The organism is Spongorhabdus nitratireducens (assembly GCA_947387575.1).
GTDB lineage: Bacteria > Pseudomonadota > Gammaproteobacteria > Pseudomonadales > Endozoicomonadaceae > CANDOC01.
Genome location: CANDOC010000003.1, coordinates 291,762 through 315,683, shown reverse-complemented (window position 1 = coordinate 315,683; position 23,922 = coordinate 291,762). Strand labels below are relative to the sequence as shown.

The window sequence follows — 23,922 nt, the reverse complement described above, 5'->3', positions numbered from 1 at the left end:
TCCGGTAAGCTTTAGTAAGCTTCGTTCAGGGTTCTCATTAAGGCCTTGTGTGCAGAAACATCCAGACCATATTTTGTGGCCTCTTTAATAAGTACACCATTAATCCAGGCCAGTTCGGTTGGTCGGTTATTGGTGGCATCCTGGTAACTGGATGAATAGTTATTGCCCGTTGCTGCTGCAACCTGAGTGACCAGCGATAGCAAGGGCTGTTCAGGCAAATACCCTGCTGCTTGTAATACCTGTGCGGTTTCCCTGCAGAGTGCTTGCAGGTGCTGCTCCCGCTCACCTCCATCTAACAATTCACCGTTGCGACAGCGATATAGAACAGTCAGACCGTTGACGCAGCTGTTTATCGCCAACTTGAGCCAGAGTTTGTGTTCTATGTTATCAACCGGCTCAAGGCTCAAAGCCGGCGCTTGTAGTGAACGGTAAAATTCATCATTGATGGCTTCTGCTGCAGCTGTCATCGGGCCTATAAATGTTTGGCCATAGCCGGCATGTTGAACATTCAAAGGAGACTTAAGCCAGGCACCATCGGTAATACTGGCAGCCCAGATCGGATTTTCAGGAAATGCTTGTGCTACCTGATGTTGGGTGCCCATACCGTTTTGGAGTAGCAGAATTCGGGTAGTGTTTTTGATCCATGGCTTGAGCGTATCAAGCACAGATTCAACACCACCGGCTTTGGTGGCAATTATCAGGTTATTGATAACTTGTTCGGGGCTATCAATAACCTTCACTTCAATAGTGTTATGACTCGGGACTTGATCTGGTGATGTGTAGGATACAAGGTTCGACTTAGAATACTGGTTCAAACGTTCAGATTGTACCAGAAGCGTGCAACTGTGACCTTTTTCTCTAAGCCGGGCTGCCCAAAGGCAGCCCATGGCTCCGGCTCCGGCAACATGCCATATTTTTTGTTGCTCAGAACTAATACTTTTATTATCAGAAAATACCATTCAAAATTCTGTCATATGTGATTAGACCTCAAAAATTATATTGAAGTAATAACCGGCTTCAATTCTTTTCTGAAAGCTTACTGCGCCACTACAGCTCCACGGCGAATAGCACATTCAGCTTTTGCTGTTTCTGGGGGGAATTTATCGGGATTACAACTTAAGCCATGTTCCTGGCTGGCTTTTGTACACATGATACGTGCTAACTTGTCGTGTCCTTCTCCACTGAGATGGACAGTGTCTGCAAACAGGGCAACCTTACCTGGGTCTACCTCGTCTGATTCTCCGGCCTGCATAATCCAATAATCAGCATAAGCTTTATTTTCCAGTAGTCGCACCATTACCCAGTTGTTTTGAGCTTTTGCTTCATCCAATTTTCCTGCCCTGATGCGGTCTAGCTCTGCCTGTTCCTGAGCTGTTGCGCCAGGATTATCCTTGGTTTGCTTGTCTACCCCTGGGATAGCGACTTTTAATAGGGGGTGTAAAGGATCGAATTCAGCAGAACGGCGCAGTTCATCAAATATTTGCTGGGCATCGATAGTGACCAGGCAAGGCTTGCTCTCGTCCAGACCATTGCACTCATACTTGTGTTCGGCTCGGAGCAAGTTGAGTCGTATCGTCAGGCTGGTATTAAATATCTGGATCTTATCCTTGATTGACAGACCTTCATCTTGCATTGCAGGTGATTGATAGCGTGGAGTGACAGAGATATCGGGGAGCAGAACTACAACAATCGTCTGAGCTCCAGCTATCATAAGATCTTCCACCTCATAAGATAGTTCTCTAGCGACTTGGTCAGGATCATTCCAGTTATTCAGGAAATCATTTGCGCCATGGAAGACGATATATAAATTTTCGCTACTCAGGTAATGCTCACCTTCTTTTGGTGTACGCTTGTGTAAATCCGTGAATCGAAGTCGTTCCTCACTAAGGTAGCAGTTCACGATTTGTTCCAGACAAGGTGGAACAAGACTTCCCTGAAACATCATTGTTACCAGCTCAGTCGGACCGTCAGCTGTTGCCAGCAGGTCATCGATCTGATCTATTTTATTTGAAGTACTAAGAACCCAGCTGCCAGCCATTGACATGTTCCGGAGTTTTACCGGAGTGGCTGGGTCTCCAGGTATTGCCATCATTCTAACTAGAGCCTGGGGCCACATAAGGTCATACTCACGACCTGCTGTCCACTTTCCTCGTTCATAGAAGGAGCTGGGAATGTCTGGAATCATACCCGCAAATTTTTCAGAAATACTGAGGACAACTTCCTCGGTGACTTCCAAAGTTGCTTGTGCAAAATTTGCATTTGCAAGACCTCGAATCACTTTAATTTTATGGTTAAGTGATAAAAGCTCTCTTCTGTGTTCATCGTCATCGCTTTCAGCGGCGTGTTCTGCAAGCTTTTTACTCAGTGTTTCTAACGGGCCAAGTATCAAATCGTTACCAAAGTCATGGACATGTTCAAAGGCATCTAGGGCAGCGATTAGCACTTTTGTTAAAAATTGAACCCCACCTTCTTGAATCAGACTTTTTAGTTTTAATAGAAAGTGTGTTTCTTCGGCTCTTTCAGCAGCCATTTCCCGATGATAGCGTTGGAGCCCGGCTTTTAAATTATCGACAGTCATTCTGGCACTGAGTAATTGTCCTAGGTCCAGTGGCCGTTGCTTGACTCCTTTTACATCGACTTCATCTCCCCGGAGTGTCCGTAATAAATTGTACGTGGAGAGTGCTGTATCACTGTCATGGAAATCATCACCATTACTGTCACTCAGACTATCACTGAAAACAACAACCTCCTTTATGACTCGCTCGGCCGACACCGAGAGAGGAAAAAGACAAATACACAATAGCAGGCATATGGTTTTGAGACGTTTCATCATGGTAATCCTGTCAGGGCAGGTGGCACGGATCATGACGGAAAAGCCTAGATGAATAATTTCCCGGCAACAGAACCTTTCATTCCTTGCAGCGGGTTATCTGTTCTAATGTGAAATATCGTCAATGTGCCGTAGTGCAGTGATTTCGCCTTCTATACTTGAAAGTATTACTAACCAGAGACAGGTATCCGGCGATGGGCGCACATGTATATAAAAAAATAGAACTGGTAGGAAGCTCGACTACAGGCACCGACGATGCGATTCGTAATGCCATCGCCAAAGCCGGTGAGTCGGTTAAAAACATGGACTGGTATGAAGTTGTTGAGAATCGCGGGCATATTGCGGATGGGAAAATAGCGCACTATCAGGTTACACTGAAGGTTGGCTTCAGGATTGAAAGCTGAAGTGAAAGGAACAACACAGGAAAGACAATGCCATCATTTGATATTGTGTCCGAAGTGGACATGCACGAACTGGATAATGCTGTTGATCAGGCTAACCGCGAACTGACAACCCGCTATGACTTCCGGGGTGTAGAGGCGTCCTTCGAAAAGAAGGAAACCCAGATCATGATGACTGCCGATCAGGAATTCCAGCTGACCCAGATGCTGGATATGCTTTGCCAGAAAATGGTCAAGCGCGGTATTGATATCAAGTGTATGGATACCAAGGATCATTACGCTTCCGGCAAGCAGGTAAAGCAGGAAGTGCAGGTGCGTCAGGGGCTGGACAAGGATCTGGCTAAGAAAATCACCAAACAGGTGAAGGAAAGCAAGATCAAGGTTCAGGCCCAGATCCAGGGCGAACAGGTGCGTATTACCGGCAAGAAGCGTGATGACCTGCAGCAGGTTATTGCCCTGCTGAAGGAAGCTGATCTGGATATGCCACTGCAGTTCAACAACTTCCGCGACTGATTCTGCTATCAGGTCTAATCTGATCCGGCGTTAAAAAAGAGGCGTAATTTACGCCTCTTTTTTATTGAGTGCCTTATCGAAAACAGGTTCTTTAACCTCTGTATAACGCATGGATAACAGGATCAGGAATATGACCGGTATACCAATCAGGGCACAGCCGGTAAAGAAGGTTTCATAGCCCCAGGCGTCAACGGTGACACCGGAGAAGCCGGCAATAAACTTGGGAAACAGCAACATCACCGAGCTGAAAAGTGCATACTGGGTTGCTGAATACTGAACACTGGTCAGCCCGGACAAATATGCGACAAAGGCTGCAGTGGCAACACCTGCACTCAGGTTGTCTGCGATAATAACCGCAATCAGCCCCGGCAGGTTATGACCGGTTACCGCCAGCCATGAGAACAACAAGTTGGTGGCGGCAGTCAGAATGGCACCAGCAAGAAGAATCCGCATTACCCCGAAACGCATAATCAGCGTGCCGCTCATGGTGGCTCCCAGCAGCGTGACAATTACCCCGAAAACCTTGGTAACAAAGGCAATTTCTTCCTTGGTGTAACCCATATCCACATAGAACGGGTTGGCCATAATGCCCTGAACAATATCGGAGATTCGATAGGTGCTGATCAGCAACAGAATTAACAGTGCCTGCCAGCGATAGCGTACGACAAAGTCAATGAACGGGCAGAACACAGCGCCATAAAACCAGTTGGCTATTCGGCATAAGGGACGGGGCAACCAGGCATGTTCATCAAGCCATTGCATCGACTTTTGTTCCAGCTCTGAATTGCGGGCCGGTACTTCGGGCTCACGAATACAAAGGGTGGTTATCATGCCTACAGCGACCAGTCCGGCCATTACCAGATAAGCCTGACGCCAGGCCATGATTTCATAGCCTTCGCCTACCGCAAACCAGGCAGCAAGTGCCAGCGTGCCGGCTCCGGATACAATCATGGCGATGCGGTATCCGATCATATAAGTAGCAGCTAGCACAGCTTGTAGGCGTTCATCAGCGATTTCGATACGGTAAGCGTCGATCACAATATCCTGCGTTGCTGAACTGAATGCCACCAGAACCGCAAACAGCGCCATATGCCAGAGATCCTGCTCGGGATTACTGAAAGCCATTCCGGCAAGAGACAATGCAATCGCAAACTGCGCCAGTAATAACCATGCACGCCGTCGCCCAAGTAAGCGGCTAAGGATAGGTAATGGCAATCTGTCGATCAGTGGTGCCCAGACCCATTTGAAACCAAATGCCAGACCAACCCAGCTGAAAAAGCCGATGGTACTGCGGCTGATATCTGCTTCACGAAGCCAGAAGGAAAGGCTGGCAAAAACCAGCATAAAGGGTAGGCCAGCGGAGAAACCCAAAAAGAACAGACTGATGGCTTTGGGCTGGGTATAGGCTTTCAGTGCTTCACGCCAGCTGGTCTTTTCATTGGGGGCAGGTTGAAGAGGATCCTGAGACTGAGTGCTATCTTTTGGTGTTGTATCCATACCGGATCCTGCTCCGACAATTTATAAATTCAGATATCCCCTGACCAGCGCCACTGGCTCAGGCTGATTCTGTCATCATTAAACTCAATGCCTTCTGTTTCAAGTTTTTCTTTTTGCCGGGCAAAGCGCGGGCTGTCGACCGGAAAGGAAATTCTGCCCTGGCTGTTGATAACACGATGCCATGGCAGTCCACTGCCTTTGGGGAGCTGGCTCAGAATCTGGCCAACAGCTCGCGCCTGTCCCGGTAATCCAGCGAGTTTGGCAATCTGGCCGTATGTAGCAACCTGTCCACAGGGAATCTGGCTGACTACCAGCCAGATTCGCTCACGCATGTTATCAATTCGCAAATGCAAACCTCATTAAAAGCACGTCATCTGCCTCGGGTTTTGAAGTGTTGTTTTTTCGGGGCAGGGTATAAAGAAAAGTACAGTGTAAAAGGTTTTGGGAAAAGGTCGCTATGCGTAGAGTTGCGAAAGCTGCTTTTTATGTTGGTTGCTGGTGTCACAGCTACGGCCGGTGCTGATACCGTCTGGCTAAGGGATGGCAGTGTCATGTCCGGTACTGTTATCAGCCTTGAAGATCGAGTGCTGCAACTGGATACGGAGTATGCCGGCCGGGTCAAACTGAAGTGGGGGCATGTGAAGGCATTGTCCACAACACATCCGTTATGGCTGCGAATGCAGGACAGTCGGCGGGAGTGCAAGGTCACGCTATTGAGTGATGGCTCTGACCTGTGGCTTATGACTGGCAGGGATGAACTGAAACCGCTGGATCGCAGGCAAATTGCATGGCTGGGGGATGCGCCGGTATTGGGTCCGGATAGCTGGGCGTTCAATGGTTTTGCCCGGCTTTATCTGGACCTTGATCGTGGAACAGACAGCTCTGATACCCTGAATACCAAGGGTCATATTGAACTGAACAGGAAGCCGTACCGCAATACCGTGTCCTGGAGTAGCAAGCGGCGGGAAAAGAACAATGCCATTCAAGATGACAAATGGCTGCTCAAGTATGACTACAACTATCTGGTATCAGACAGTTGGTACGGGATTGGAAATACTTCGATAGAACATAACTCGGATAAGGATCTGAAAAGGCGTACAACAATCGGTGGAGGTTTTGGCCGCCAGTTTATTCATGTACCTGATTATTCGTTGCGGTTGGAATTGGGACTGTCCCAGCTGTGGGAAGTTTTTGAGTTCAAGAATAAAGAGAATCGCAATTCATCTCAGGCGTTTCACTGGGCACTTAAATCATGGAAGCCACTGTTTGAAGAATTTGAGTTCAGTCATGACCAGGACTTCTTTAAACGGTTCGGTGGCAATAAAGGCTGGCTGTTGCAAACAGAGACCGGCCTGAAATGGCGTTTTTCAAACCACTTCAGTTTTAATGTAACGGTTGATTATGACTATGATACTGCCCCGCCTTCAGGCAATTCCAATGAAGAGAAAAGCCTGAATTTTGGAGTAGGGTATGAGTGGTAAGAGTGGTAAGAGTGGTAAGAGTGGTGAGTTAGTCAGTTTTTACTTCAAGCTGATGTAATGCACTCAACAACTCGCTGATGCGGCTGATTATGGCATCAGGCTGTCGGTTACCCAGCCATGGCTGGTTTTCAGGGTTATACCAAATGGTCCTTAAGCCGATTTTTTGTGCGGCCGTTACATCATTAACCGGACAGTCACCGATATGCACCGTCTCTTTAATATCAACGCCGGCATGCTGTAAGGCCAGTTTGTAGATATCTGGATCCGGCTTTTTGACACCCAGGTCTTCAGCATTGAAAGCATGACTGAACAGGCAGCTGATTGATAGCTGGCGTAAATCGATATTACCGTTAGTAATCGCAATCAGCTGATATTTTTCTGCCAGCTGGTCGAGTGTTTCTTCTACGCCTTCAAAGTAAGTTACTGCATGTCGTTTATTCAGGAATGAATTAAAGGCGCCTTCTGCCAGAGTGACAGACTCTTCCCGAGAATAACCTGACTCTTCCAATGCAAGTCGAAGAGACTCACGTCGCAGTTCACTGATCTGGCTGGCAAGATCCGGACGACTTTGCAGCAGCTGAAATTTGTGGGCAGTCAGCTTTTCCAGATCAAACCGGGCTGTGAGCTTTGGTGCATTACTTTGCAGCCATAGCATCATGCTGTCTTCAGCATTTTGAATAACTGGCTTGTTGTCCCACAGGGTATCGTCAAGATCAAAGGATAGCGCGCGAATCGTGGTCATGAGTAATGTCTGTCAGCTGTCTTTTTTAGCACGGGGATGTGCCTTGTCATAAACGTCGGCCAGGTGCTGGAAGTCCAGGTGGGTGTATATCTGGGTTGTGGAGATATCACTGTGTCCCAGCAACTCCTGCACTGCGCGTAAATCGCCGCTGGATTCCAGCAGATGGCTGGCAAAGGAGTGACGCAGCATATGTGGGTGCAGGGAAACGGTACTGCCCTTGATAATGGCAATCTGCTTCATGCGGTTCTGAACCTGGCGCGGGCTGATTCGGTTGCCGCGCTGACTGACAAATACCGCGGTTTCTTCTGCTTTTGCCCAGAGCATTCTGATTTTCAGCCATCGCTGCAATGCATCGCGGGCTTTGGAACCTACAGGTAATAGTCGCTGCTTTCGCCCCTTACCGGTGACAATGACCTCGGAAAAGTCCTCGGCAAAATCTTTCAGGTTAAGGCTGACCAATTCGGATAATCGCAGGCCGCAGGAATAGGTCAGCTCCAGCATGGTCAGATCCCGAATCTCGATGTCTGAATCAGCGCCACTGTCCAACAACTGGCTGGCCTGATCAGTATCCATTACTCGGGGAAGCTTGCGTGCTGCTTTAGGTAACTGAATATCGGCGGCAGGATTTACAGCAGCTGGCAAGTCCCTGTTCAGCCAGTCAAACAGTTGACGAATTGCTGAAAGGTGACGTTTGAGACTTCGGGGCTGCAACCCTTCAGCATGAAGTGAAGCAAACCAGTCTTTCAGTTGCCGGGATGTCAGCTGATTCCAGTGATAAACGGGTGGTTCGCTTTGCTGCAGATATCCTGCAAGGCGAGCAATATCGTGGCGGTATGCCTTGACCGTATTGGGTGAAAGATTGCGCCCGGACTGCAGGTACTGCAGAAAGTGTTCACTCTCGAGCGTCAGGTTATTGCCAGTTTGTACCGGTCGGTCTGTCATTCAACTGAGGGCTTTAACTGCTTGTCGAGTAATACGCCCACCGCTTCGGCAATATAATCCAGAAACAGTGTACCAAACCCGTCCTGGAACCGATCCGGATTGCGACTGCCCAGTGCAATCAATCCCTTTATTCGACTGCTTTCCAGCGGTGCAATTGCAGCAGAGCCAAGCGTACTCTGGTCGCCAAACAGAACCGCCCGCTCAGCGTTCGACAGCTTGCCACAGATGGCGCTGCCTGCTTCCAGCATGGGTGCCAGTGTTTCCCGCTCAGCATCACTCAGTACCGGAAGGCCACAGTCCAGGCCTTCTTCTAATAACAGCAATCGACACTGATCCAGCTCGAAATCGCGCAGCAAACATTCGACCAGTGCATCCTGCAACTGCATCAAATCTTCTGCGGCCAGTAGCGCCAGCATCAGCCGGCGGGTTTTACCAAACAAACGGTCATTGTCCCGGGCAATCCGCATCAGGCGATCAAGCTTGCTGTCAGATTCCCGGATCTTTTCCCGTTGCAGCGTCATTTGACGCTCGACCAGAGAAATGGCCGAGCCGCGTTTATGAGGGATTCGAAGCCTGAGCAACAACTCGTCACGACCGGCAAAAAAGTCCGGATGGCGGCGGAGATATGCTTCAACGGCGTCAGCGGTGAGTAGTTCCGTGGTTTGCTGTATACCTGTCACAGTCTGATCTGCCCTTCAAATACACGGGTTGCACTGCCGGTCATCATTACCGGATGGCCTTCACCGGCCCAGCGGATTTTCAACGATCCACCGGGGAGATGCACCAGCACCTCTTCTTCGAGCCAGCCCCGTAAACGACCCGCGACAACAGCACCACAGGCACCGGAACCACAGGCGAGGGTTTCTCCAACACCCCGCTCATAAACCCGAAGGTTGATCTCTGCAGGATTCAGTACCTGCATGAAGCCTATGTTACAGCGGTTCGGAAAAACCGCATGACGTTCCAGCAATGGCCCCAGGGTTTCCACCTCGGCCTGCAGAGTATCTTCTACCCTGAGTACACCGTGTGGATTGCCCATGGAAACAGCCATCAACTGCTGATCTGTTCCCTTGCCGTCTACAACGCACTCTACGTTGTAGAAGGACTGACGTTTGTCAGCCAGCATTGGAATAGTCTCAGGTTCCAGTCTCGGCACGCCCATGTCAACTGTTACGTCGCCATCTTCCTCAATCTGCAGCTCGATAATCCCGGCTTTGGTCTCTACCTTGATCCGGTCCCGGAAGATCAGCTTCTTGTCTTTGACGAAGCGGGCGAAGCAGCGGGCGCCGTTGCCGCACTGCTCGACTTCTGTACCGTCGGCATTAAATATACGGTAGCAAAAATCCACATCCGGATCCGAAGGTGGCTCAACCATTAACAGCTGGTCAAAGCCAATACCGGTATGACGATCAGCCAGCCGCCGGATTTTTTCCGGCGGCAGCTGAATATATTGGGTAACCATGTCGACGACCATGAAGTCGTTACCCAGACCATGCATTTTGGTAAAGCGAACAAGCATTCCCTGACCTCAGTCCAGTACCGGCAGTGGTGTTTCAAGCGCCAGCTGGTCTTCCAGTGTTTCCCGACGGCGGGCAACATGCACACTGGATCCGTCGACCAGAATTTCTGCCGGCCGGTTGCGAGTGTTGAAGTTTGAGCTCATCACAAAACCGTAGGCTCCGGCGGTCTTCACTGCCAGTAGATCACCGGTTTTCAGGTTCAGTTCACGTCCCTTGCCGAGAAAGTCTGATGTTTCACAAACCGGTCCCACAATATCATAGCGGGCCTGGATGCCGTCATTGTGCGGCTTTACTAGCACAATATCGTGCCAGGAGCCGTAGAGTGCCGGGCGGATCAGGTCATTCATCGCGGCATCAACAATGGCAAAGTGGTGCTCTTCATTGTCCTTGAGGAAATCTACCCGGGTCAGCAGGATGCCGGCATTGGCCACGATGGAACGGCCCGGTTCGAACACCAGCTCCATATCACGACCTTCCATACGCTGGCGGATAACAGAAACATATTCATCAACTGTTGGCGGAACCTCATCTTTATAGGTCACCCCGAGGCCTCCACCCAGATCCAGGTGCTGGATATGAATGCCTTCCGCTGCCAGTTTGTCTACCAGACCCAGCAGACGCTCCAGTGCATCAACAAAAGGTGAGATTTCGGTCAGCTGGGAACCGATATGGCAATCAATACCGGTCACTTCAATATGGGACAGTCGAGCAGCGTCCTGATAGACCGGCAGTGCCTTGTTGATATCAATACCGAACTTGTTGTCTTTCAGGCCGGTGGAGATATAAGGATGGGTCTTGGCATCCACGTCCGGGTTGACCCGAACTGAAATGCGGGCCTTGATATTACAGGCTTCAGCAACATGCTGGATGCGGTGCAACTCGTTTTCAGACTCAACGTTGAAGCAGTAAATGCCAACCTGCAGTGCCCGTTCGATCTCGGCTTCGGTTTTGCCCACACCGGAGAAAACTACACGGGACGGGTCACCACCGGCTCTCAATACCCGCTCCAGCTCGCCACCGGATACGATATCGAAGCCTGCACCCAGTCGGGCCAGTACATTCAGCACGGCCAGATTGTCGTTGGCTTTGACGGCATAGCAGACTTTATGCGGGGTTCCCTTCAGTGCCTGCTCCCAGGCTTTATAATTCTGTTCCAGCTGAGCCCGGGAGTAGATGTACAGTGGTGTGCCATGAGTTTCGGCGAGCTGCTGTACGGCAACGGCTTCAGCAAAAAATTCTCCGCTCTGGTATGAAAACGACCCCATGATAATCCCGCATGCAATATTTAATGTTATAGGTTGAGAATGAAGGCGCGAAACAGAACAGCCGGGCTGCTCTATAACACTGTCAGGCCGTGCACTGCATCAGGGCAGTACAGGCTGGGTTTGTTCGGTGAAGGATGCTTTTTTCTGGTCAGGCAGATACAGCGGACCTTTCTGGCCGCAGCCAGCGAGCATCATTGTGGCCACCAACAGGGCGGCGCAGGCAGTTACCTTGCGCATTGTAAGATTTTCCTTGTTTTCGAAACCCGGATTGCAGACAGTATACCCGCCTTAAGCCGGGTTGCGAACAAGCCCGGGCGGAGAGGCTGTTGTTTATTTCTGGATAGGGCTGTTGCAAAAATGATGAACGAAAGTCAGTTCAATCAACAACTGGATGACCTGATGCTGGCAATTGAGGATGCCATCGAAGATGCCGAGCTGGATATTGATACTGAAAATGCCGCCGGCATTTTGACACTGACGTTTGAGAACGACAGTAAAGTGATTCTGAGTCGTCAAACGCCGGTGACTCAGCTGTGGCTGGCAGCCCGTAGCGGCGGCTTCCATTTTGATTATGACGATGCGTCAGAGAGCTGGGTTTGCGACAGTTCCGGTGATGAATTCCTTGAGGTACTCAATCGCTGTTGCAGTGAGCAGGCGGAAGAAGAGATCGAATTGGTACTCGACTAGGAAGCGTTCTCAATCAAACATATGACCAGCCGCTCATGGTTTACGTCAGGCAAGGCGCGAACTGTGCGGTGTGGTTATTCCACATGAACAGTGAGCAACGCGGTTCTGGCGTAAACCATGAGTGGCCCTTCGGGTTCATCACGCAGGCTCTCATGCCGCGTTGAACGTCTCGAACATGGAACCACCATGCCCTTCACCGTTCGCCTTGCCTGAGAGCCTGCGTGATGAACTGGTCATATGTTTGATTGAGAACGCTCCCTAGCTTTTGGTAAATAAGTACGACTTGAATCCACGGCCGCTGTAACGCCGTATAAAACATCAGGTTGTAGTTTTATTGATTTTGAGTATTGATCGAGTGTGTTGACTTTAAAAGTCACAAGGAACTGTCATGGACGTTATTTGCCGGCAACCGGCTCGAAGTGAGGCCTGGTATCAGACACCTGCGGGTGATCCGCGAGGCTATATTCAGCCGCACATGCTGCGTGAACTGTGGTTTATGACCGGGACGGCATGCAACTTGTCCTGTCCGTTTTGTCTTGAGGGCTCAAAGCCGGCTGATGACCGTCTGGGATTGGTTAAACTGCAGGATGTTGAACCGTTTATTCATGAGGCGGTGGATCTGGGGGTTGAGCAATTTTCGTTCACTGGTGGCGAGCCTTTTGTTGCCAAGGATATGGTCAAAATCCTGCAGCTGGCATCTGATCATCGTCCCTGCCTCGTGCTGACCAATGGTACCGAACCGGTTCTGAAGCGTTTGAAGCAGATTGAAACCCTGCAAAACAGTAAGCATCCGATATCATTCCGTATCAGTATCGACTGGCCTGATCAGGAAAAACATGATGCTGGAAGGGGAGAAGGAAGTTTTGATCAGGCGCTGCAGGGCATCAGCGCACTGCATAAACTGGGCTTCCCTGTTTCTGTTGCCCGGCAGATGGCAGCGGATGAAGATACGCCTGCTGTAGAAGCCGAGTATCGTGAACTGTTCCGGCGATATCATATCCCGACCGACATGCGACTGGTGGCCTTTCCTGACTTCCATCCGCCGGGTAGTCACATCACCACACCTCATATCAGTGAAGACTGTATGACCAGTTATCACACCGCCGAAAGTCGTGGTCACTTTATGTGCGCTTTCAGCAAAATGGTGGTGAAGAGTGAAGGCAAAATGCGGGTCTATGCCTGCACGCTGGTGGATGATGATCCTGAGTATGATCTGGGCGGAACCCTGCGGGAAAGTATGGAAGCCCGGGTCAGTATGAAACATCATCGCTGTTTCAGCTGTTTTTCTCTCGGTTCTTCATGCAGTGAAATTGGTTGATTTTTTTCACGTGGGCGATAGGCGGGATTGTTTCTGGTTGAGAGGAAAAGGAATTTTCAGTCGGTCGTATATCTTGAGGGTAACGACTCCCAGTATTCCGCAACCAAGCAGTAGGTAGCCTGCTGCCCATGAGTAGCCAAGCAGGCTTGGTAAAAGTGTTGCCAATACGGGTGTAAAGCCCCCGATAGCAAAGCCAAGGTTATAGCTGACAGCAATACCCGAGTAACGAACTGCAGTCGGGAATAGTGTTGTTGTCAGCGTAATCAGGGTGGCTGCATTCAGGGCAACCTGCAGGCTGCTGATAATCAGAATTGTTGCTGTCAGCTGAGGTTGCTCGAACAGCAGCCAGACCAGTGGCAAGCCGAGAAGCAGCTCACTGCTTACAGTCACTTTCAGTACTTTGCGAATATCTATTTTGTCCAGCCAGATACCCACCGGAATAACACTGACTGCAGCAATAAACATGGCCAGACCGCCAACCGCCGCCAGATTCTTTTCAGGGTGAATCGCCTGTAAGTACGACGGAAAGAAAATAATAAACAGCACCAGCGTAATGCTGTGAATGGCAATGCAAAAAATGCCGCAGAGTACATTCAGGGGATATTTTGCGAACAGGGTCTTGATCGGTATCCGTGAATATTCCTGTTTCTTTTGGAGCTGTCGAAATGCGGCTGTTTCCTGAAAATTCTTGCGAATGATATAGCCGACAATGCCCAATATCCCACCCAGAATAAAAGGAATACGCCAGCCTCCGGCAAACATGCCTTCCGACTGAAGCAGATAAAGTAGCAGTGCATGAACCAGATGGCCGACAACAAACCCCAGGCTCATACCGCACATAGCTGCAGCAGTGACTGTCGCCCGGCGCTGTGGGGTTGATTCGCTAAGGTAAGTAAATGCACCGCCAACTTCGCCTCCCATGGATATGCCTTGCAGTAAACGAAGCAGAATCAGGATGGCTGGTGCCCAAATACCAATCTGATCGTAAACAGGCAGGCAACCCATCAAAAAGGTAGCGCTGGCCATCAGCAGAATGGTCCAGGTAAAAGGTTTCTTTCTACCGCTGTGATCGCCCTGATGACCAAACAGTGCACCGCCCAAAGGGCGAGACAGGTAGCCGACAGAAAAAATGATAAAAGTCATCAACAGGCTATTCGTCATTTCTTCTGCAGGAAAAAACAGCTGACTGATGTAGGGAGACATTAGGGCATAGATCAGAAAATCGTAAGTTTCGAGCAGCCCTCCAAGACTAACAATGACAACATACTTCCAGCTCTTGTGCTTAATTTTCTTATGCTCTTGCATGGTGATATTGGTAGTAGCTAGGCACTGAATCTGAGATTCATCTGATTAGATAGGCTTATCAGAATATAGGCAGCAACTTTTACTTTTGCTGAATACCTACATTCCAATAAAAGTTCTAAATATTGCTGAATTATTGGGTTGGAGTTCCTGATCTTGATGAATTATTTGCTTGTTGTGGGGAGGTTTGAGCAACTGGAAAGGAGAAAGGAATGCTGGGTGGCATTTGGAGTATATTTGCAGGCAATTGTTGAAACCCTGATAAAGCGGAAGAAGGGATTATTACAGCATTCCTGGATGAGCTTGACTGGAGCCACATCATACCAGGAGCGGGAAATGTCAGACGGCTAGCATTACTTGACTGATTTGCGCTGGCAGCCATAACTGCAAACTGTTGAGGTGGTGGCAAGGCAGTTGGGGGTGTTGTAGTTGTATGAGTCGTGCTCGTTGGCATGCTTAGTGCCATAGACGACTCCATAGTAGCTGGTATTGGTATAAAGGGTGAGCTAGGTGTAGGCCTCGGAAGAGTCAGATGATGTGCAGGTGGTGTTGGCTGTGAAAGCGGAGTCAATACAGGAAGAGGAACCCCGCTTTTTTCTGAGCTGCTTTTGCCTAAGTTGCACAAGGTGTCTCTTAGAGTTGAAAGTTCAGCCGTTACTTTTTCAAGGTGACGCTGAGTTTCTGCGTGATGTAGTTTTTCCTGATTTAGCTCGGACTCTTGAGACATCAAGCGTGTAAGTTCTGCTCTGAAACCAGTTTTCTCTTCCTCGAACTCTTGTTTCTCTCGAAGAAGTTCAGCTTCTTTTCGATCGTGCTCTTTTTGCTTTTCTTTAAAGCTTTGTTTTTCCTTGCTAAAGGATAATTGATCTTTTTTTAGCTGAGATAGTTGCTGCTCAAAATCGAGACATTGCTGGTCTAAAACTCCCTTGAACTCTTCTAGCGACTTATGTATCGCGTCCCGGCGTATTGAAAATGGACTTACGGAGGTATTGGCAGAAGGTGTTCTTGAGCTTCTTGTCGATGAACTGGTATTTCCTGTATCTTTTTTTCCCCTGCGTTGCTTTTTGGATTGCTGTGGGCATGTTTGTTGGTGAGTGCGTTGATCAGACTCTGGATAAGAATTACCGCACTTCAAGCATGTAAGTTGTTTTTCTTTTTTGGCTTTTTTACTTGTACTGGGTGATGAAACTTCTGAATCCAGTACAATAGGCGTTGTATTGGTCTCACTTGACCTGAAGTCTATAACAACAGGCACTGCTTCCATCTCAGTGCATGTTGCTCTACATATGGAGCAATATATTGTTTTACTATGGCTTTCACTTGCATCGGTATATTCCTGATCATCTTCTGAGTCTTCTAAAAGAACTGTTACCCTGCGCTTTCTGCGACGTGTTGTATCAAATGAAGGACGCTCAGGGGCATGATCCTTACTCATAATAACGGCTGGTAGAATAAAATCCCGGGTGTCTTTAGCAGGCCATTTAAATGGGTTTTCTTTTGCCAGTGACGGAAACAAAAACGCTACATATGTGACAACATCACACCAAGCTGAAGATAGGGCTATGTCATCAGAGATCTCTAAATTGTAGCGAACTTTGTTTATACCTCTGACTGGTCCATTCCAGCGATCACTCCAGTCTATTTTCTGGGGAGATACCGTAACTGATTTCTCCATTTTTCCATTGAGATCTTGCAGAACCCTGAGACCGCTGTCAGCAGGAGTGAATTGTTCTATCCATATTGCTTTCGGTGTCCTTTTTTTAGAAAGATAAATCTTTCCTGACAGAGTGGAAGGAGGGCTCTGACTCTGCTCTGTAATCAGAAAATTGTATCCAGCTGTTTCGATAGATTCCTCTCGATCGACCTCAACTGTGTACAGCGTTACAGCAGAAACTCTTGCTGGCAGAGTGATAAATAATACGCACAGCAGAACAATATATTGATATATACACATCCACATGATTGTTCTTCATATTTTATGGAAGTCGGATTAAGAATAGCTGAACTGTTCGCGGATATTAGGCTTTAACACAAAACTGATCCTTTAGCGGTAATAGGGTTAAGACTGTTTTTTTGTAACTTGCGATCCAGATCAAGAGACTGATGTATCCTTTATGGCAACCTGAAACCGGCACCGGTGTATCTTTGATTTCCTTCTGTCGGCACTCTTGATAAAATCCCTTCCCATAAAAATATCACCGACAATAGAAGAATCTATAAACACACATGCTGGAAGTGATCTGCTCTCACCGCTCTCAAATGAGCTGCCAGGAATGCCGGATGGGCAAGATCTGCCTGCCCATCGCACTGGAACAAAATGATATCGCCAAGCTGGATGAGGTGGTTAAAAGAAACCGGGTGCTACACAAGGGCGAGCATGTGTTTCACATGGGCGATCCTTTTACTTCTGTTTTCGCGGTGCGCTCCGGTTGTGTCAAAACTTACCAGGTCATGGATAATGGGGATGAACAGGTTAACGGTTTCTATTTCCCGGGGGAGGTAATGGGACTGGATGGCCTGAGTAACCAGACTTATGCCAGTTCTGCTGTTGCGCTGGAAGTTACATCGGTATGTGAAATTCCATTCGCCAAATTCCGGCAGCTGACGCAACAGTTGCCGGAACTGCAGATGCACTTTATGCAGCTGATGAGTCAGGAAATTACCGCTGAGCAACAGCTGATTACCCTGTTGAGTAAAAAGACAGCGGAGCAGCGTGTCGCAACACTCCTGTTAACTATCTCCGAGCGTAATGCCAACCGTAATATGTCGGCTTCCCGTTTCCGGCTTTCCATGTCCCGTATTGATATTGGTAACTATCTGGGGCTTACAGTAGAAACCGTTAGTCGTATGCTGAGTCGCTTTGTTAAAAGCAAGGTGATCACCATCGAGCGCAAGGAAATCCAGATTCTGGACCAGGAAGCACTGCTACAGGCCGCCAGTCTGGATCATCTGCCAAATGGTTTGAGCCACCGGGCGATTAGTCGCTGCATGTGCTGATCAGCCTATTGTATATCCATGGTTTTCCTGGAGCGGTATCATGAAAAAGATTCACTGATACCGCTTGGCTAAATACAGGGATGAGCTAAATAATGGGCACGATTGGAGCTGTCAGAAAATTATCTTTGCTGCTGATGCTGTTTTTGTCCGGGTGTGGTGTACTGAAACAAACCACACCGGAGCCTGAATCAGTGGAAGAGTATGTACCCGCCAGCTTCGCCATGATGCAAGGCTGGAGCGAGCAGGAAGCAGCAGCTCTGGCTCCGGTTCTGTTAGCCAGCTGCCAGAAATTTGCCCGAAAGTCAGGTGCTATGGAGCCTGCCCTGTTTGGTACTTACGAACAGTGGACTGCCTTGTGTGGGCAATTAAGTCAGGTAAGCGACGGCGGTTACCGACAGTTCTTCGAAACACATTTCAGTGTTTATCAGTTATCCCCTCAGGAACCCGGGCTTTTCACAGGCTATTACCTGCCGGTTATACCTGCCAGCAGAGAAAAAACTGACGCCTTTCCAACGCCACTGCTTGGTGTGCCGGATGATCTTGTACAGCTGAGTCTGCAGAATTTTAACCCTGATTTAAAAGGTCGCCTTTACGGCAAGGTTCGTAACGGCTGGCTGGTTCCCTATGAAGACCGTGAAGGCATTAATCGTCGCGAACAGCAAGGTGACTATGACGACACTGTTGTAGCCTGGCTGGAAGATCCGGTTGAACGCATCTTTCTGCATATTCAGGGCTCGGGCATTCTCCACTTTGAAGACGGGGAATATATGCATGTCAGAATCGCTGCCAGAAACGGGCACAAATACTTTGCCATTGGCCGCTATATGAAACAGCAGGGTATGCTGGAACAGGTTTCAATGCAAAGCATCAAACAGTGGCTGAAAGATCATCCTGAACGACAGGATGAAGTGCTGTTTACCAATCCGGACTTTATCTTTTTCAGACAGATTGATCGAGGGCCTCTGGGAGCTCAGGGAGTCGTCCTGACTCCGGGCCGTTCTGCTGCTGTTGATAATGACCGGATACCGCTGGGTGTTCCACTGTGGCTGGATACTGAGGTAACAACAACAGGCCAGCCGTTCCAACATGCCATGGTTGCCCAGGATGTAGGTTCTGCAATCAAGGGCCCGGTACGGGCCGATATTTATTTTGGTATGGGAGAGCACGGCGCCTCATTGGCCGGATATCAGAATGCCGGCGGCAAACTGTTTGTCATGGTGCCGGCTGGGGCGAAGTAAACTTAGCTAATATCCGATGCTACTGTTGTCACCGCAGTTACTGGCCGAGACTGATAAGGTCCGACTTTGATACGGGAGCCGTCATCAACAATCAGGACCAGTACAAATAAAGAAATCAAACCGATAATCAGCCCCTTGACCAGTGCGGTCGAGGGATCCTGTCCTCGCTTTTGGGCACTGCGAACTAAAAGCAGGGGCGGAACAATCAGGCATATCAGTGCCAGCACTACCAGCTTTGTCAGATAAACAATCAATCTACTTTCTCTTTGGAATAGTTACTGAATCTTTCAAAGGCTATCGCATTTTGACCGTTGTCTGAACAGTCAGAAGGCGGCATGGCTGCACGGTTACATTTTTAGCAGCTTGTGAATTTGTACAATCTTTTAAAGTTGCCTAAGGTTAAATCACCTTACGTGCTGTTAAGTCTGGTTATAACGATTTATCTGATTTTAATTTTAAGCAGTTAAAAATTAAGAGTTAAAAGTTATAGGTTATAGATAACAGCCCCCCTATTAACCCTTATCAACTTTATAAACGTTTTATACGTCCGTTGAAGTACAAACGAAATTCTGGAGATGTTATGGCCAGGTTGACCGGCACCGTGAAATGGTTCAATGAAGAGAAAGGCTTTGGCTTTATTGCCCAGGACGATGGCGGAGCAGATGTTTTTGTTCACTTCCGAGCCATCGTGGGTGAAGGGTTCAGAAGTTTGACAGAAGGGCAGGCTGTTACTTTTGAAGTTGAACAGGGGCAAAAAGGGCTGCAGGCTGTAAATGTCAGCCCGGTAACCACCTGATATGTAGTTTGAATGGCAAGTTTCAGAAACAAAAAAAGAGCGCTGGGTATTTTATTCAGCGCTCTTTTTTATTTGGCTAAATTGTAAAAATTAACCGATAGGCTTGTCTGTCAGAGGCGGAGCCTGGTAAAGGCTGACATTGGCAGACTTCATCGCTTCTACGTCTGTTTCACTCAGGTTCTGGTCAGTAATGATCAGATCCGGCTCGCTCAGATTCATAATCTTGTGGAATGAATACTGACCGTACTTTTTACTGTCTGCCAGAACGACAGTGGTATTGGCGCGGCGGTGCATTTTGCGCTTTTGCAGGCTGCGGCTTTCTGTCGGAGAGGTAATACCCCGGTGCAGATCCCAGGATGTGCAGCCAATAAAGGAAATATCAACATGGATGCTGTCCAGGAAACGATCGGCACTGCCGCCCAGGCAGGACATGGTGGCATCATCAACGGAACCACCGGCAATAAAGACTTTGATATTGCTGAAGCGACTCAGAAACAGGGCCTGTGCCAGATCTGGAGTAACGACCTGAATCCGGTGCTGAGTCAGGTTACGGGCAACCTGCATGCAGGTGGTACCGGCATCCAGCAGAATGGAGTGACCATCCTGAACCAGTGATGCGGCATAGGCACCAATGGCAGCCTTTTCGTCAGGGCTGCTGGATTCCCGCTGTTCGGTATGAGGCTGGTTCTGAATAAACTGGCTGATGGTTGCGCCGCCATGAGTCCGGCGGATAGTGCCATCGGCTTCCATCTTCTTCAGGTCGCGACGAATCGTCATGCTGGATACATCCAGCCACTCAGCAAGGGCTTCAACATTGCCGTATTCGTGTTGGCGTAAATAACTCAGGATGCGCTCGCGCCTTTCTAAAGCTAGCACTTTAATACCCCTTGCAGGATTCAGTCATTGGAAATCTGTAAATAACAGCCTGCTTGTTATACAGGGCAAGTCGATATGGCTGTTACGGGTGAAAAATCGTCTCTCAAGAGTATATCAATCTATCGGTTTTGCAGGGATATGTACTGTTGCTGCAAAACGGCGGCTTTGAATTTCTTGTCGGTAGTCATTTGTATCTCCTTAATTGTTGTACCTGAAGTATTCGCTTTAAAAATTGACTTGAGTCAATTGAGTGTTCTGGTGTTGGTAGAAACCGCAGGTCAGTAAAAGGTTGAAAGCAACTCGAATATGAGCTGCTATTCTGAAGCCGTTATTGTTTCGCTGGTATTGGGTGGGTAGTGATAGTCGCGGAAAGCAGGTGCGGATATTTTCCTTGGCTACTATAAAACCTTGCTCGTTTAATTATTGATTCAGTGATTCTGGCTGAAGATAACTGCATTTGACGTTGAATGCTGTCTGGTGCATGGTAAGCGTCGCTTGTTTTAAGGTGTTTTCCAGACTGGAACACTCGTGTGAGTAATTTCTGATCAATTTGTCTGCAGCCCAGATTTAATCAATCTTTCAGCTGTGGAGAATGCCGTTTATCACAGACTTATCCACAGTTTCTGTGGATATTTTATTTGTTATCAACAGTTGGTTTCCTGCCTGAAAAGTACGACACAGGTAATATATGACGATTGAAAGCTACTTGAAAAGCGTAATTCGCACTGTTCCGGATTGGCCGAGTGAAGGCGTGCAGTTTCGTGACGTGACTCCCGTCTTTACTAACCCAGAAGCCTTCCGACGTGTAATTGACGCGTTTGAGCAGCGTTACAAGGACAGTGGTATCACCTCTATTGGTGCAATGGATGCCCGCGGTTTTCTGCTGGGGTCAACACTGGCCTATAAGCTTGAACTGCCGTTGGTACTGTTTCGCAAGAAAGGCAAACTGCCAGGCAAGACCCTGAGTCAGAAATATGCACTAGAATATGGTGAAGCAGAGCTGGAAGTACACGAAGGTGATATCAACAGTGACGATAAAGTGCTGCTGATTGATGACCTGATTGCAACCGGTGGTACGTTGCTGGCAGCCCATTCTCTGGTCAGCCGTGTTGGTGCGGAAGTAATCGAAGCCGCTGCGATTATTGATCTGCCGGATCTAAAAGGCAGCGAAAAACTCACCGCTGCAGGTATCAAGTGCCACGCTCTGTGTGAGTACGCCGGGCTGTAACCTGGCCTGAGTACTGTTGCTCACTGGTTAGTCTTAGTCAAAACTAAATAACCAGTGGGCGCAGTGTGACGTCAAAGATATTGCTGATCCCTTCTACGACTGTTTCAACTGCGAGAGCAGAGAGCATCAGTCCCATGACCCGCACAAGAATAGCCGTTCCATTCTCCCCCAACAGGTTGTACAGCGATCTTGCAACCCGAAGCATTGTGTAAGCGATAAGCAGCACCATCAGTAATAAGCCACAGACCATAAGCTGATCCAGGTAATCGTGATGGTAGTTGTCGGTTAATACAACAATAGCTGTGATAGCACCGGGGCTCGCCAGAGACGGTATAGCAAGCGGGAAAACAGCAATATCATGTCCACTTTCCTTATGCCCTTCTGCTTCCTCAATGTCCGGTTTGAAAACCATTTGTAATCCGAATAGAAACAGAATCAAACCTCCGGCAATCTGAAAGGCTCCCAGTCTGATACCCATGGTTTTCAGCAGGATTTGCCCGACTAACAGAAAACCCAGCAGTATTACGAAGCTGTAGAAGGTTGAACGTCGAGCAATATGTTTTTGTTCGTAGGCGGAGTATCTCGTAGTAAGTGACAGGAATAGCGGCACACTGCCGATGGGATCAATGACTGCAAATAAAAGAAAAAAGTCGTGCAATAATTCCTGATGGGACATGAATAACCCGCACTGCTTTCAGGGAATGAAAAACCAATAATAGTTGAAGCGTTAACTGGCTATAGTGGTTTCACAGTGCAGGTTTACGAGCGATTTTTAACTCAGATCGAGAATCTTATCGACCATTTTGAACAGGCCTTCAGCGGCTTCGCTGATTCGGGTTGCCAGCATATAAGCTGGGGTTGTTACCAGTTTTCGAGCTTCATCGACCACGATTTCATTGACCGGACATTCAACATGGGTTGCACCGGTTTCCTCAATGGCACTGGCTGTATCCGGGTCGTTGCCAATGGTGCAACGTGCGTTATTGCCAAATAATATACCTGTCATAGCGGGTGCAATGCAGGCAAGACCAACCGGCTTTTGTTGATCAATAAATGCCTGAACAGCCTGGATGACACTTGATTCTACGGTCAGCTCAGAATCTTTGAAGGCAAAGTCACACAGGTTTTTTGCAGCGCCGAATCCGCCTGGCAGAATAATGCCGTCAAAATCACCAGCATCGAGCTTTGATAAAGGTTCGATTTCTCCCCGGGCAATCCGGGCTGATTCAATCAACACATTGCGCTTTTCCGGCATTTCTTCACCGGTTATATGATTAACGACATGGTGTTGCGAAATATCAGGGGCAAAACACTGATACGTTGCGCCTTGCTGATCCAGCCGTAGCAGTGTGAGAACAGACTCATGAATTTCTGCGCCGTCGAATACGCCACAGCCGGAAAGGACAACTGCAATTTTTTTACTCATGGCAGACCTTTTCGTAAGGAGGATAGAATTCAGGCGATATTATGACAGGTCAGAGTGGGAGCAGAACAGAATGAATTAACCCCGACGAAGGTCATCAAGCCGGCGTTGTAACTCATCAATCTCTGCAGCATCTTTGATTTTAAGAATATCTTCTGCGGATGAGGGGCCGACAAGCGTCCTCAACAGCTTTGATGTGAGTTGATCTGATACTTTGGGGTTGGTTGCCATTTGCTTCAGCTTGTAGACGAGCATGGACTGTAGCCTCCGAACTTCTTGTCTATCCAGCCCTTTTCCGAAGCGCTCGTTAAGAGTTTGTTTGAACTCAATCGCTACCTTGGGTGTTTTGATTTCTTTGCAGATGCCCATCAAGTCATTAAAGAGATCGTTCTTCCCGAGTTTGTCGGAAGGTGATAAGCCTGCGGGACCTGCTGCTCGAGCTTCGTTCTGACGTTTTAGCTCCAACATGGCCCTGGGTGGCTCTTTAGGTAATGGGGAGCTTGGTCGTCTTTTTCCTGCCTGTGCGGGTGGCTTCAGTTTGGAGGTAACTTGTTTGCCCGGGATGCCTCTTATTTTTCGCGGTTTTCTTGCAGAAGGATATCGAGCACTTTTGGATGTTTTTTTGAAATGCTGGCGGGCAAATCTGGGAGAGTATGAAACCTTGCGTCCATTATGTTTTTTGGATCCGTGCTTTAGTTCTTCGTGGAAGGCTTTGATATCGGATGCATCATTGTGGAGGTTGGTGATATCGCTGAGAATCCCACTTGTGATAGGACCTAAAACCATTGCCGCATCCCTGATAAAGTATTTTTCCTATCTATTCAGTATAAGGTGCCTGCCATAGCACTATAGCTAAGTATCGAAAT

26 protein-coding genes are annotated in these 23,922 nt (G+C 48.4%); 9 read left to right on the top strand and 17 right to left on the bottom strand.

Annotation, left to right across the window (positions count from 1 at the left end):
• Positions 1-11: 11 nt before the first annotated feature.
• Positions 12-959 (bottom strand): ketopantoate reductase family protein, encoded by a 948-nt coding sequence (locus ACYZZ0_RS07955; RefSeq protein ID WP_461536071.1) that lies wholly within the window; start codon positions 957-959, stop codon positions 12-14.
• A 77-nt stretch (positions 960-1,036) separates the two neighbouring features.
• On the bottom strand, positions 1,037-2,833 hold the full coding sequence (locus ACYZZ0_RS07950) for an SGNH/GDSL hydrolase family protein (RefSeq protein WP_461536070.1): 1,797 nt from the start codon (positions 2,831-2,833) through the stop codon (positions 1,037-1,039).
• A gap of 191 nt (positions 2,834-3,024) precedes the next feature.
• Here ACYZZ0_RS07950 and ACYZZ0_RS07945 point away from each other — a divergent pair, with 191 nt between their 5' ends.
• Together ACYZZ0_RS07945 and ACYZZ0_RS07940 are read left to right on the top strand one after the other, a co-directional pair.
• The gene (locus tag ACYZZ0_RS07945; RefSeq protein ID WP_461536069.1) at positions 3,025-3,234 is read left to right on the top strand and encodes a dodecin; all 210 of its coding nucleotides are present in this window, start codon (positions 3,025-3,027) and stop codon (positions 3,232-3,234) included.
• A gap of 27 nt (positions 3,235-3,261) precedes the next feature.
• Positions 3,262-3,744, top strand: coding sequence for a YajQ family cyclic di-GMP-binding protein (locus ACYZZ0_RS07940; RefSeq protein WP_461536068.1), 483 nt, complete (start codon positions 3,262-3,264; stop codon positions 3,742-3,744).
• A 48-nt stretch (positions 3,745-3,792) separates the two neighbouring features.
• On the opposite strand, the gene ACYZZ0_RS07935 is transcribed toward ACYZZ0_RS07940, so the two are convergent.
• Both ACYZZ0_RS07935 and ACYZZ0_RS07930 read right to left on the bottom strand, forming a co-directional pair.
• Positions 3,793-5,241 (bottom strand): AmpG family muropeptide MFS transporter, encoded by a 1,449-nt coding sequence (locus tag ACYZZ0_RS07935; protein WP_461536067.1) that lies wholly within the window; start codon positions 5,239-5,241, stop codon positions 3,793-3,795.
• Positions 5,242-5,270: 29 nt separating this feature from the next.
• Complete coding sequence (locus ACYZZ0_RS07930) at positions 5,271-5,588, bottom strand: MGMT family protein (protein ID WP_461536066.1); 318 nt, start codon at positions 5,586-5,588, stop codon at positions 5,271-5,273.
• Positions 5,589-5,726: 138 nt separating this feature from the next.
• Here ACYZZ0_RS07930 and ACYZZ0_RS07925 point away from each other — a divergent pair, with 138 nt between their 5' ends.
• Positions 5,727-6,722 carry a DUF481 domain-containing protein gene (locus ACYZZ0_RS07925; RefSeq protein ID WP_461536065.1) on the top strand — a complete coding sequence of 332 codons (996 nt, stop codon included), beginning with the start codon at positions 5,727-5,729 and terminating at the stop codon, positions 6,720-6,722.
• A 28-nt stretch (positions 6,723-6,750) separates the two neighbouring features.
• Here ACYZZ0_RS07925 and ACYZZ0_RS07920 read toward each other — a convergent pair whose 3' ends face one another.
• The 6 genes from ACYZZ0_RS07920 to lptM form a co-directional block, all read right to left on the bottom strand.
• A complete protein-coding gene (locus tag ACYZZ0_RS07920; protein WP_461536064.1) occupies positions 6,751-7,464 on the bottom strand; it encodes an HAD family hydrolase in 714 nt (237 codons plus the stop codon).
• 12 nt (positions 7,465-7,476) lie between these two features.
• Positions 7,477-8,406: a tyrosine recombinase XerC gene (gene xerC / locus ACYZZ0_RS07915; protein ID WP_461536063.1), complete on the bottom strand. Its 930-nt coding sequence runs from the start codon at positions 8,404-8,406 to the stop codon at positions 7,477-7,479.
• A complete protein-coding gene (locus ACYZZ0_RS07910; RefSeq protein WP_461536062.1) occupies positions 8,403-9,086 on the bottom strand; it encodes a DUF484 family protein in 684 nt (227 codons plus the stop codon). The genes xerC and ACYZZ0_RS07910 overlap by 4 nt, the downstream gene beginning before the upstream one ends.
• Entirely contained in the window at positions 9,083-9,925 is an 843-nt protein-coding gene (gene dapF, locus ACYZZ0_RS07905; RefSeq protein ID WP_461536061.1) for a diaminopimelate epimerase, read from the bottom strand. The genes ACYZZ0_RS07910 and dapF overlap by 4 nt, the downstream gene beginning before the upstream one ends.
• Positions 9,926-9,934: 9 nt before the next feature.
• On the bottom strand, positions 9,935-11,191 hold the full coding sequence (gene lysA, locus ACYZZ0_RS07900; RefSeq protein ID WP_461536060.1) for a diaminopimelate decarboxylase: 1,257 nt from the start codon (positions 11,189-11,191) through the stop codon (positions 9,935-9,937).
• Between the two features lie 99 nt (positions 11,192-11,290).
• Positions 11,291-11,428 (bottom strand): LPS translocon maturation chaperone LptM, encoded by a 138-nt coding sequence (gene lptM, locus ACYZZ0_RS07895; protein WP_461536059.1) that lies wholly within the window; start codon positions 11,426-11,428, stop codon positions 11,291-11,293.
• Between the two features lie 120 nt (positions 11,429-11,548).
• Between lptM and cyaY the strand changes: the two genes are divergently transcribed.
• Both cyaY and ACYZZ0_RS07885 read left to right on the top strand, forming a co-directional pair.
• The gene (gene cyaY, locus ACYZZ0_RS07890) at positions 11,549-11,878 is read left to right on the top strand and encodes an iron donor protein CyaY (protein WP_461536058.1); all 330 of its coding nucleotides are present in this window, start codon (positions 11,549-11,551) and stop codon (positions 11,876-11,878) included.
• Between the two features lie 388 nt (positions 11,879-12,266).
• Positions 12,267-13,196 (top strand): radical SAM protein, encoded by a 930-nt coding sequence (locus ACYZZ0_RS07885; RefSeq protein WP_461536057.1) that lies wholly within the window; start codon positions 12,267-12,269, stop codon positions 13,194-13,196.
• A gap of 6 nt (positions 13,197-13,202) precedes the next feature.
• Here ACYZZ0_RS07885 and ACYZZ0_RS07880 read toward each other — a convergent pair whose 3' ends face one another.
• Together ACYZZ0_RS07880 and ACYZZ0_RS07875 are read right to left on the bottom strand one after the other, a co-directional pair.
• On the bottom strand, positions 13,203-14,501 hold the full coding sequence (locus tag ACYZZ0_RS07880; protein WP_461536056.1) for an MFS transporter: 1,299 nt from the start codon (positions 14,499-14,501) through the stop codon (positions 13,203-13,205).
• 130 nt (positions 14,502-14,631) lie between these two features.
• Positions 14,632-16,458, bottom strand: coding sequence for a coiled-coil domain-containing protein (locus ACYZZ0_RS07875; RefSeq protein ID WP_461536055.1), 1,827 nt, complete (start codon positions 16,456-16,458; stop codon positions 14,632-14,634).
• A gap of 266 nt (positions 16,459-16,724) precedes the next feature.
• Here ACYZZ0_RS07875 and fnr point away from each other — a divergent pair, with 266 nt between their 5' ends.
• A complete protein-coding gene (gene fnr, locus ACYZZ0_RS07870) occupies positions 16,725-17,495 on the top strand; it encodes a fumarate/nitrate reduction transcriptional regulator Fnr (RefSeq protein WP_461536054.1) in 771 nt (256 codons plus the stop codon).
• 92 nt (positions 17,496-17,587) lie between these two features.
• Complete coding sequence (gene mltA / locus ACYZZ0_RS07865) at positions 17,588-18,733, top strand: murein transglycosylase A (protein WP_461536053.1); 1,146 nt, start codon at positions 17,588-17,590, stop codon at positions 18,731-18,733.
• A 2-nt stretch (positions 18,734-18,735) separates the two neighbouring features.
• Here mltA and ACYZZ0_RS07860 read toward each other — a convergent pair whose 3' ends face one another.
• Positions 18,736-18,987: a hypothetical protein gene (locus tag ACYZZ0_RS07860; RefSeq protein WP_461536052.1), complete on the bottom strand. Its 252-nt coding sequence runs from the start codon at positions 18,985-18,987 to the stop codon at positions 18,736-18,738.
• Between the two features lie 326 nt (positions 18,988-19,313).
• Here ACYZZ0_RS07860 and cspE point away from each other — a divergent pair, with 326 nt between their 5' ends.
• On the top strand, positions 19,314-19,529 hold the full coding sequence (cspE, locus tag ACYZZ0_RS07855) for a transcription antiterminator/RNA stability regulator CspE (protein WP_461536051.1): 216 nt from the start codon (positions 19,314-19,316) through the stop codon (positions 19,527-19,529).
• Between the two features lie 90 nt (positions 19,530-19,619).
• Here cspE and ACYZZ0_RS07850 read toward each other — a convergent pair whose 3' ends face one another.
• Positions 19,620-20,405: a DeoR/GlpR family DNA-binding transcription regulator gene (locus tag ACYZZ0_RS07850; protein ID WP_461536050.1), complete on the bottom strand. Its 786-nt coding sequence runs from the start codon at positions 20,403-20,405 to the stop codon at positions 19,620-19,622.
• Between the two features lie 688 nt (positions 20,406-21,093).
• Here ACYZZ0_RS07850 and ACYZZ0_RS07845 point away from each other — a divergent pair.
• The gene (locus tag ACYZZ0_RS07845) at positions 21,094-21,633 is read left to right on the top strand and encodes an adenine phosphoribosyltransferase (protein WP_461536049.1); all 540 of its coding nucleotides are present in this window, start codon (positions 21,094-21,096) and stop codon (positions 21,631-21,633) included.
• A gap of 43 nt (positions 21,634-21,676) precedes the next feature.
• Here ACYZZ0_RS07845 and ACYZZ0_RS07840 read toward each other — a convergent pair whose 3' ends face one another.
• The 3 genes from ACYZZ0_RS07840 to ACYZZ0_RS07830 all read right to left on the bottom strand — a co-directional run bounded on the left by ACYZZ0_RS07840 (position 21,677) and on the right by ACYZZ0_RS07830 (position 23,842).
• Positions 21,677-22,309 (bottom strand): MarC family protein, encoded by a 633-nt coding sequence (locus ACYZZ0_RS07840; protein ID WP_461536048.1) that lies wholly within the window; start codon positions 22,307-22,309, stop codon positions 21,677-21,679.
• Positions 22,310-22,405: 96 nt separating this feature from the next.
• Positions 22,406-23,059 (bottom strand): isoprenoid biosynthesis glyoxalase ElbB, encoded by a 654-nt coding sequence (gene elbB / locus ACYZZ0_RS07835; protein ID WP_461536047.1) that lies wholly within the window; start codon positions 23,057-23,059, stop codon positions 22,406-22,408.
• Positions 23,060-23,134: 75 nt separating this feature from the next.
• Positions 23,135-23,842, bottom strand: a complete 708-nt coding sequence (locus tag ACYZZ0_RS07830) for a hypothetical protein (protein ID WP_461536046.1) — start codon at positions 23,840-23,842, stop codon at positions 23,135-23,137.
• Between the last annotated feature and the right edge of the window lie 80 nt (positions 23,843-23,922).

What these genes read in the sequence shown, in the direction of transcription:
- ACYZZ0_RS07955 (WP_461536071.1), bottom strand. Translation starts at nt 959, where the DNA reads ATGGTATTTTCTGATAATAAAAGTATTAGTTCTGAGCAACAAAAAATA.
- ACYZZ0_RS07950 (WP_461536070.1), bottom strand. Translation starts at nt 2,833, where the DNA reads ATGATGAAACGTCTCAAAACCATATGCCTGCTATTGTGTATTTGTCTT.
- ACYZZ0_RS07945 (WP_461536069.1), top strand. Translation starts at nt 3,025, where the DNA reads ATGGGCGCACATGTATATAAAAAAATAGAACTGGTAGGAAGCTCGACT.
- ACYZZ0_RS07940 (WP_461536068.1), top strand. Translation starts at nt 3,262, where the DNA reads ATGCCATCATTTGATATTGTGTCCGAAGTGGACATGCACGAACTGGAT.
- ACYZZ0_RS07935 (WP_461536067.1), bottom strand. Translation starts at nt 5,241, where the DNA reads ATGGATACAACACCAAAAGATAGCACTCAGTCTCAGGATCCTCTTCAA.
- ACYZZ0_RS07925 (WP_461536065.1), top strand. Translation starts at nt 5,727, where the DNA reads ATGTTGGTTGCTGGTGTCACAGCTACGGCCGGTGCTGATACCGTCTGG.
- ACYZZ0_RS07920 (WP_461536064.1), bottom strand. Translation starts at nt 7,464, where the DNA reads ATGACCACGATTCGCGCGCTATCCTTTGATCTTGACGATACCCTGTGG.
- xerC (WP_461536063.1), bottom strand. Translation starts at nt 8,406, where the DNA reads ATGACAGACCGACCGGTACAAACTGGCAATAACCTGACGCTCGAGAGT.
- dapF (WP_461536061.1), bottom strand. Translation starts at nt 9,925, where the DNA reads ATGCTTGTTCGCTTTACCAAAATGCATGGTCTGGGTAACGACTTCATG.
- lysA (WP_461536060.1), bottom strand. Translation starts at nt 11,191, where the DNA reads ATGGGGTCGTTTTCATACCAGAGCGGAGAATTTTTTGCTGAAGCCGTT.
- lptM (WP_461536059.1), bottom strand. Translation starts at nt 11,428, where the DNA reads ATGCGCAAGGTAACTGCCTGCGCCGCCCTGTTGGTGGCCACAATGATG.
- cyaY (WP_461536058.1), top strand. Translation starts at nt 11,549, where the DNA reads ATGATGAACGAAAGTCAGTTCAATCAACAACTGGATGACCTGATGCTG.
- ACYZZ0_RS07885 (WP_461536057.1), top strand. Translation starts at nt 12,267, where the DNA reads ATGGACGTTATTTGCCGGCAACCGGCTCGAAGTGAGGCCTGGTATCAG.
- ACYZZ0_RS07880 (WP_461536056.1), bottom strand. Translation starts at nt 14,501, where the DNA reads ATGCAAGAGCATAAGAAAATTAAGCACAAGAGCTGGAAGTATGTTGTC.
- ACYZZ0_RS07875 (WP_461536055.1), bottom strand. Translation starts at nt 16,458, where the DNA reads ATGTGGATGTGTATATATCAATATATTGTTCTGCTGTGCGTATTATTT.
- fnr (WP_461536054.1), top strand. Translation starts at nt 16,725, where the DNA reads ATGCTGGAAGTGATCTGCTCTCACCGCTCTCAAATGAGCTGCCAGGAA.
- mltA (WP_461536053.1), top strand. Translation starts at nt 17,588, where the DNA reads ATGGGCACGATTGGAGCTGTCAGAAAATTATCTTTGCTGCTGATGCTG.
- cspE (WP_461536051.1), top strand. Translation starts at nt 19,314, where the DNA reads ATGGCCAGGTTGACCGGCACCGTGAAATGGTTCAATGAAGAGAAAGGC.
- ACYZZ0_RS07845 (WP_461536049.1), top strand. Translation starts at nt 21,094, where the DNA reads ATGACGATTGAAAGCTACTTGAAAAGCGTAATTCGCACTGTTCCGGAT.
- ACYZZ0_RS07840 (WP_461536048.1), bottom strand. Translation starts at nt 22,309, where the DNA reads ATGTCCCATCAGGAATTATTGCACGACTTTTTTCTTTTATTTGCAGTC.
- elbB (WP_461536047.1), bottom strand. Translation starts at nt 23,059, where the DNA reads ATGAGTAAAAAAATTGCAGTTGTCCTTTCCGGCTGTGGCGTATTCGAC.
- ACYZZ0_RS07830 (WP_461536046.1), bottom strand. Translation starts at nt 23,842, where the DNA reads ATGGTTTTAGGTCCTATCACAAGTGGGATTCTCAGCGATATCACCAAC.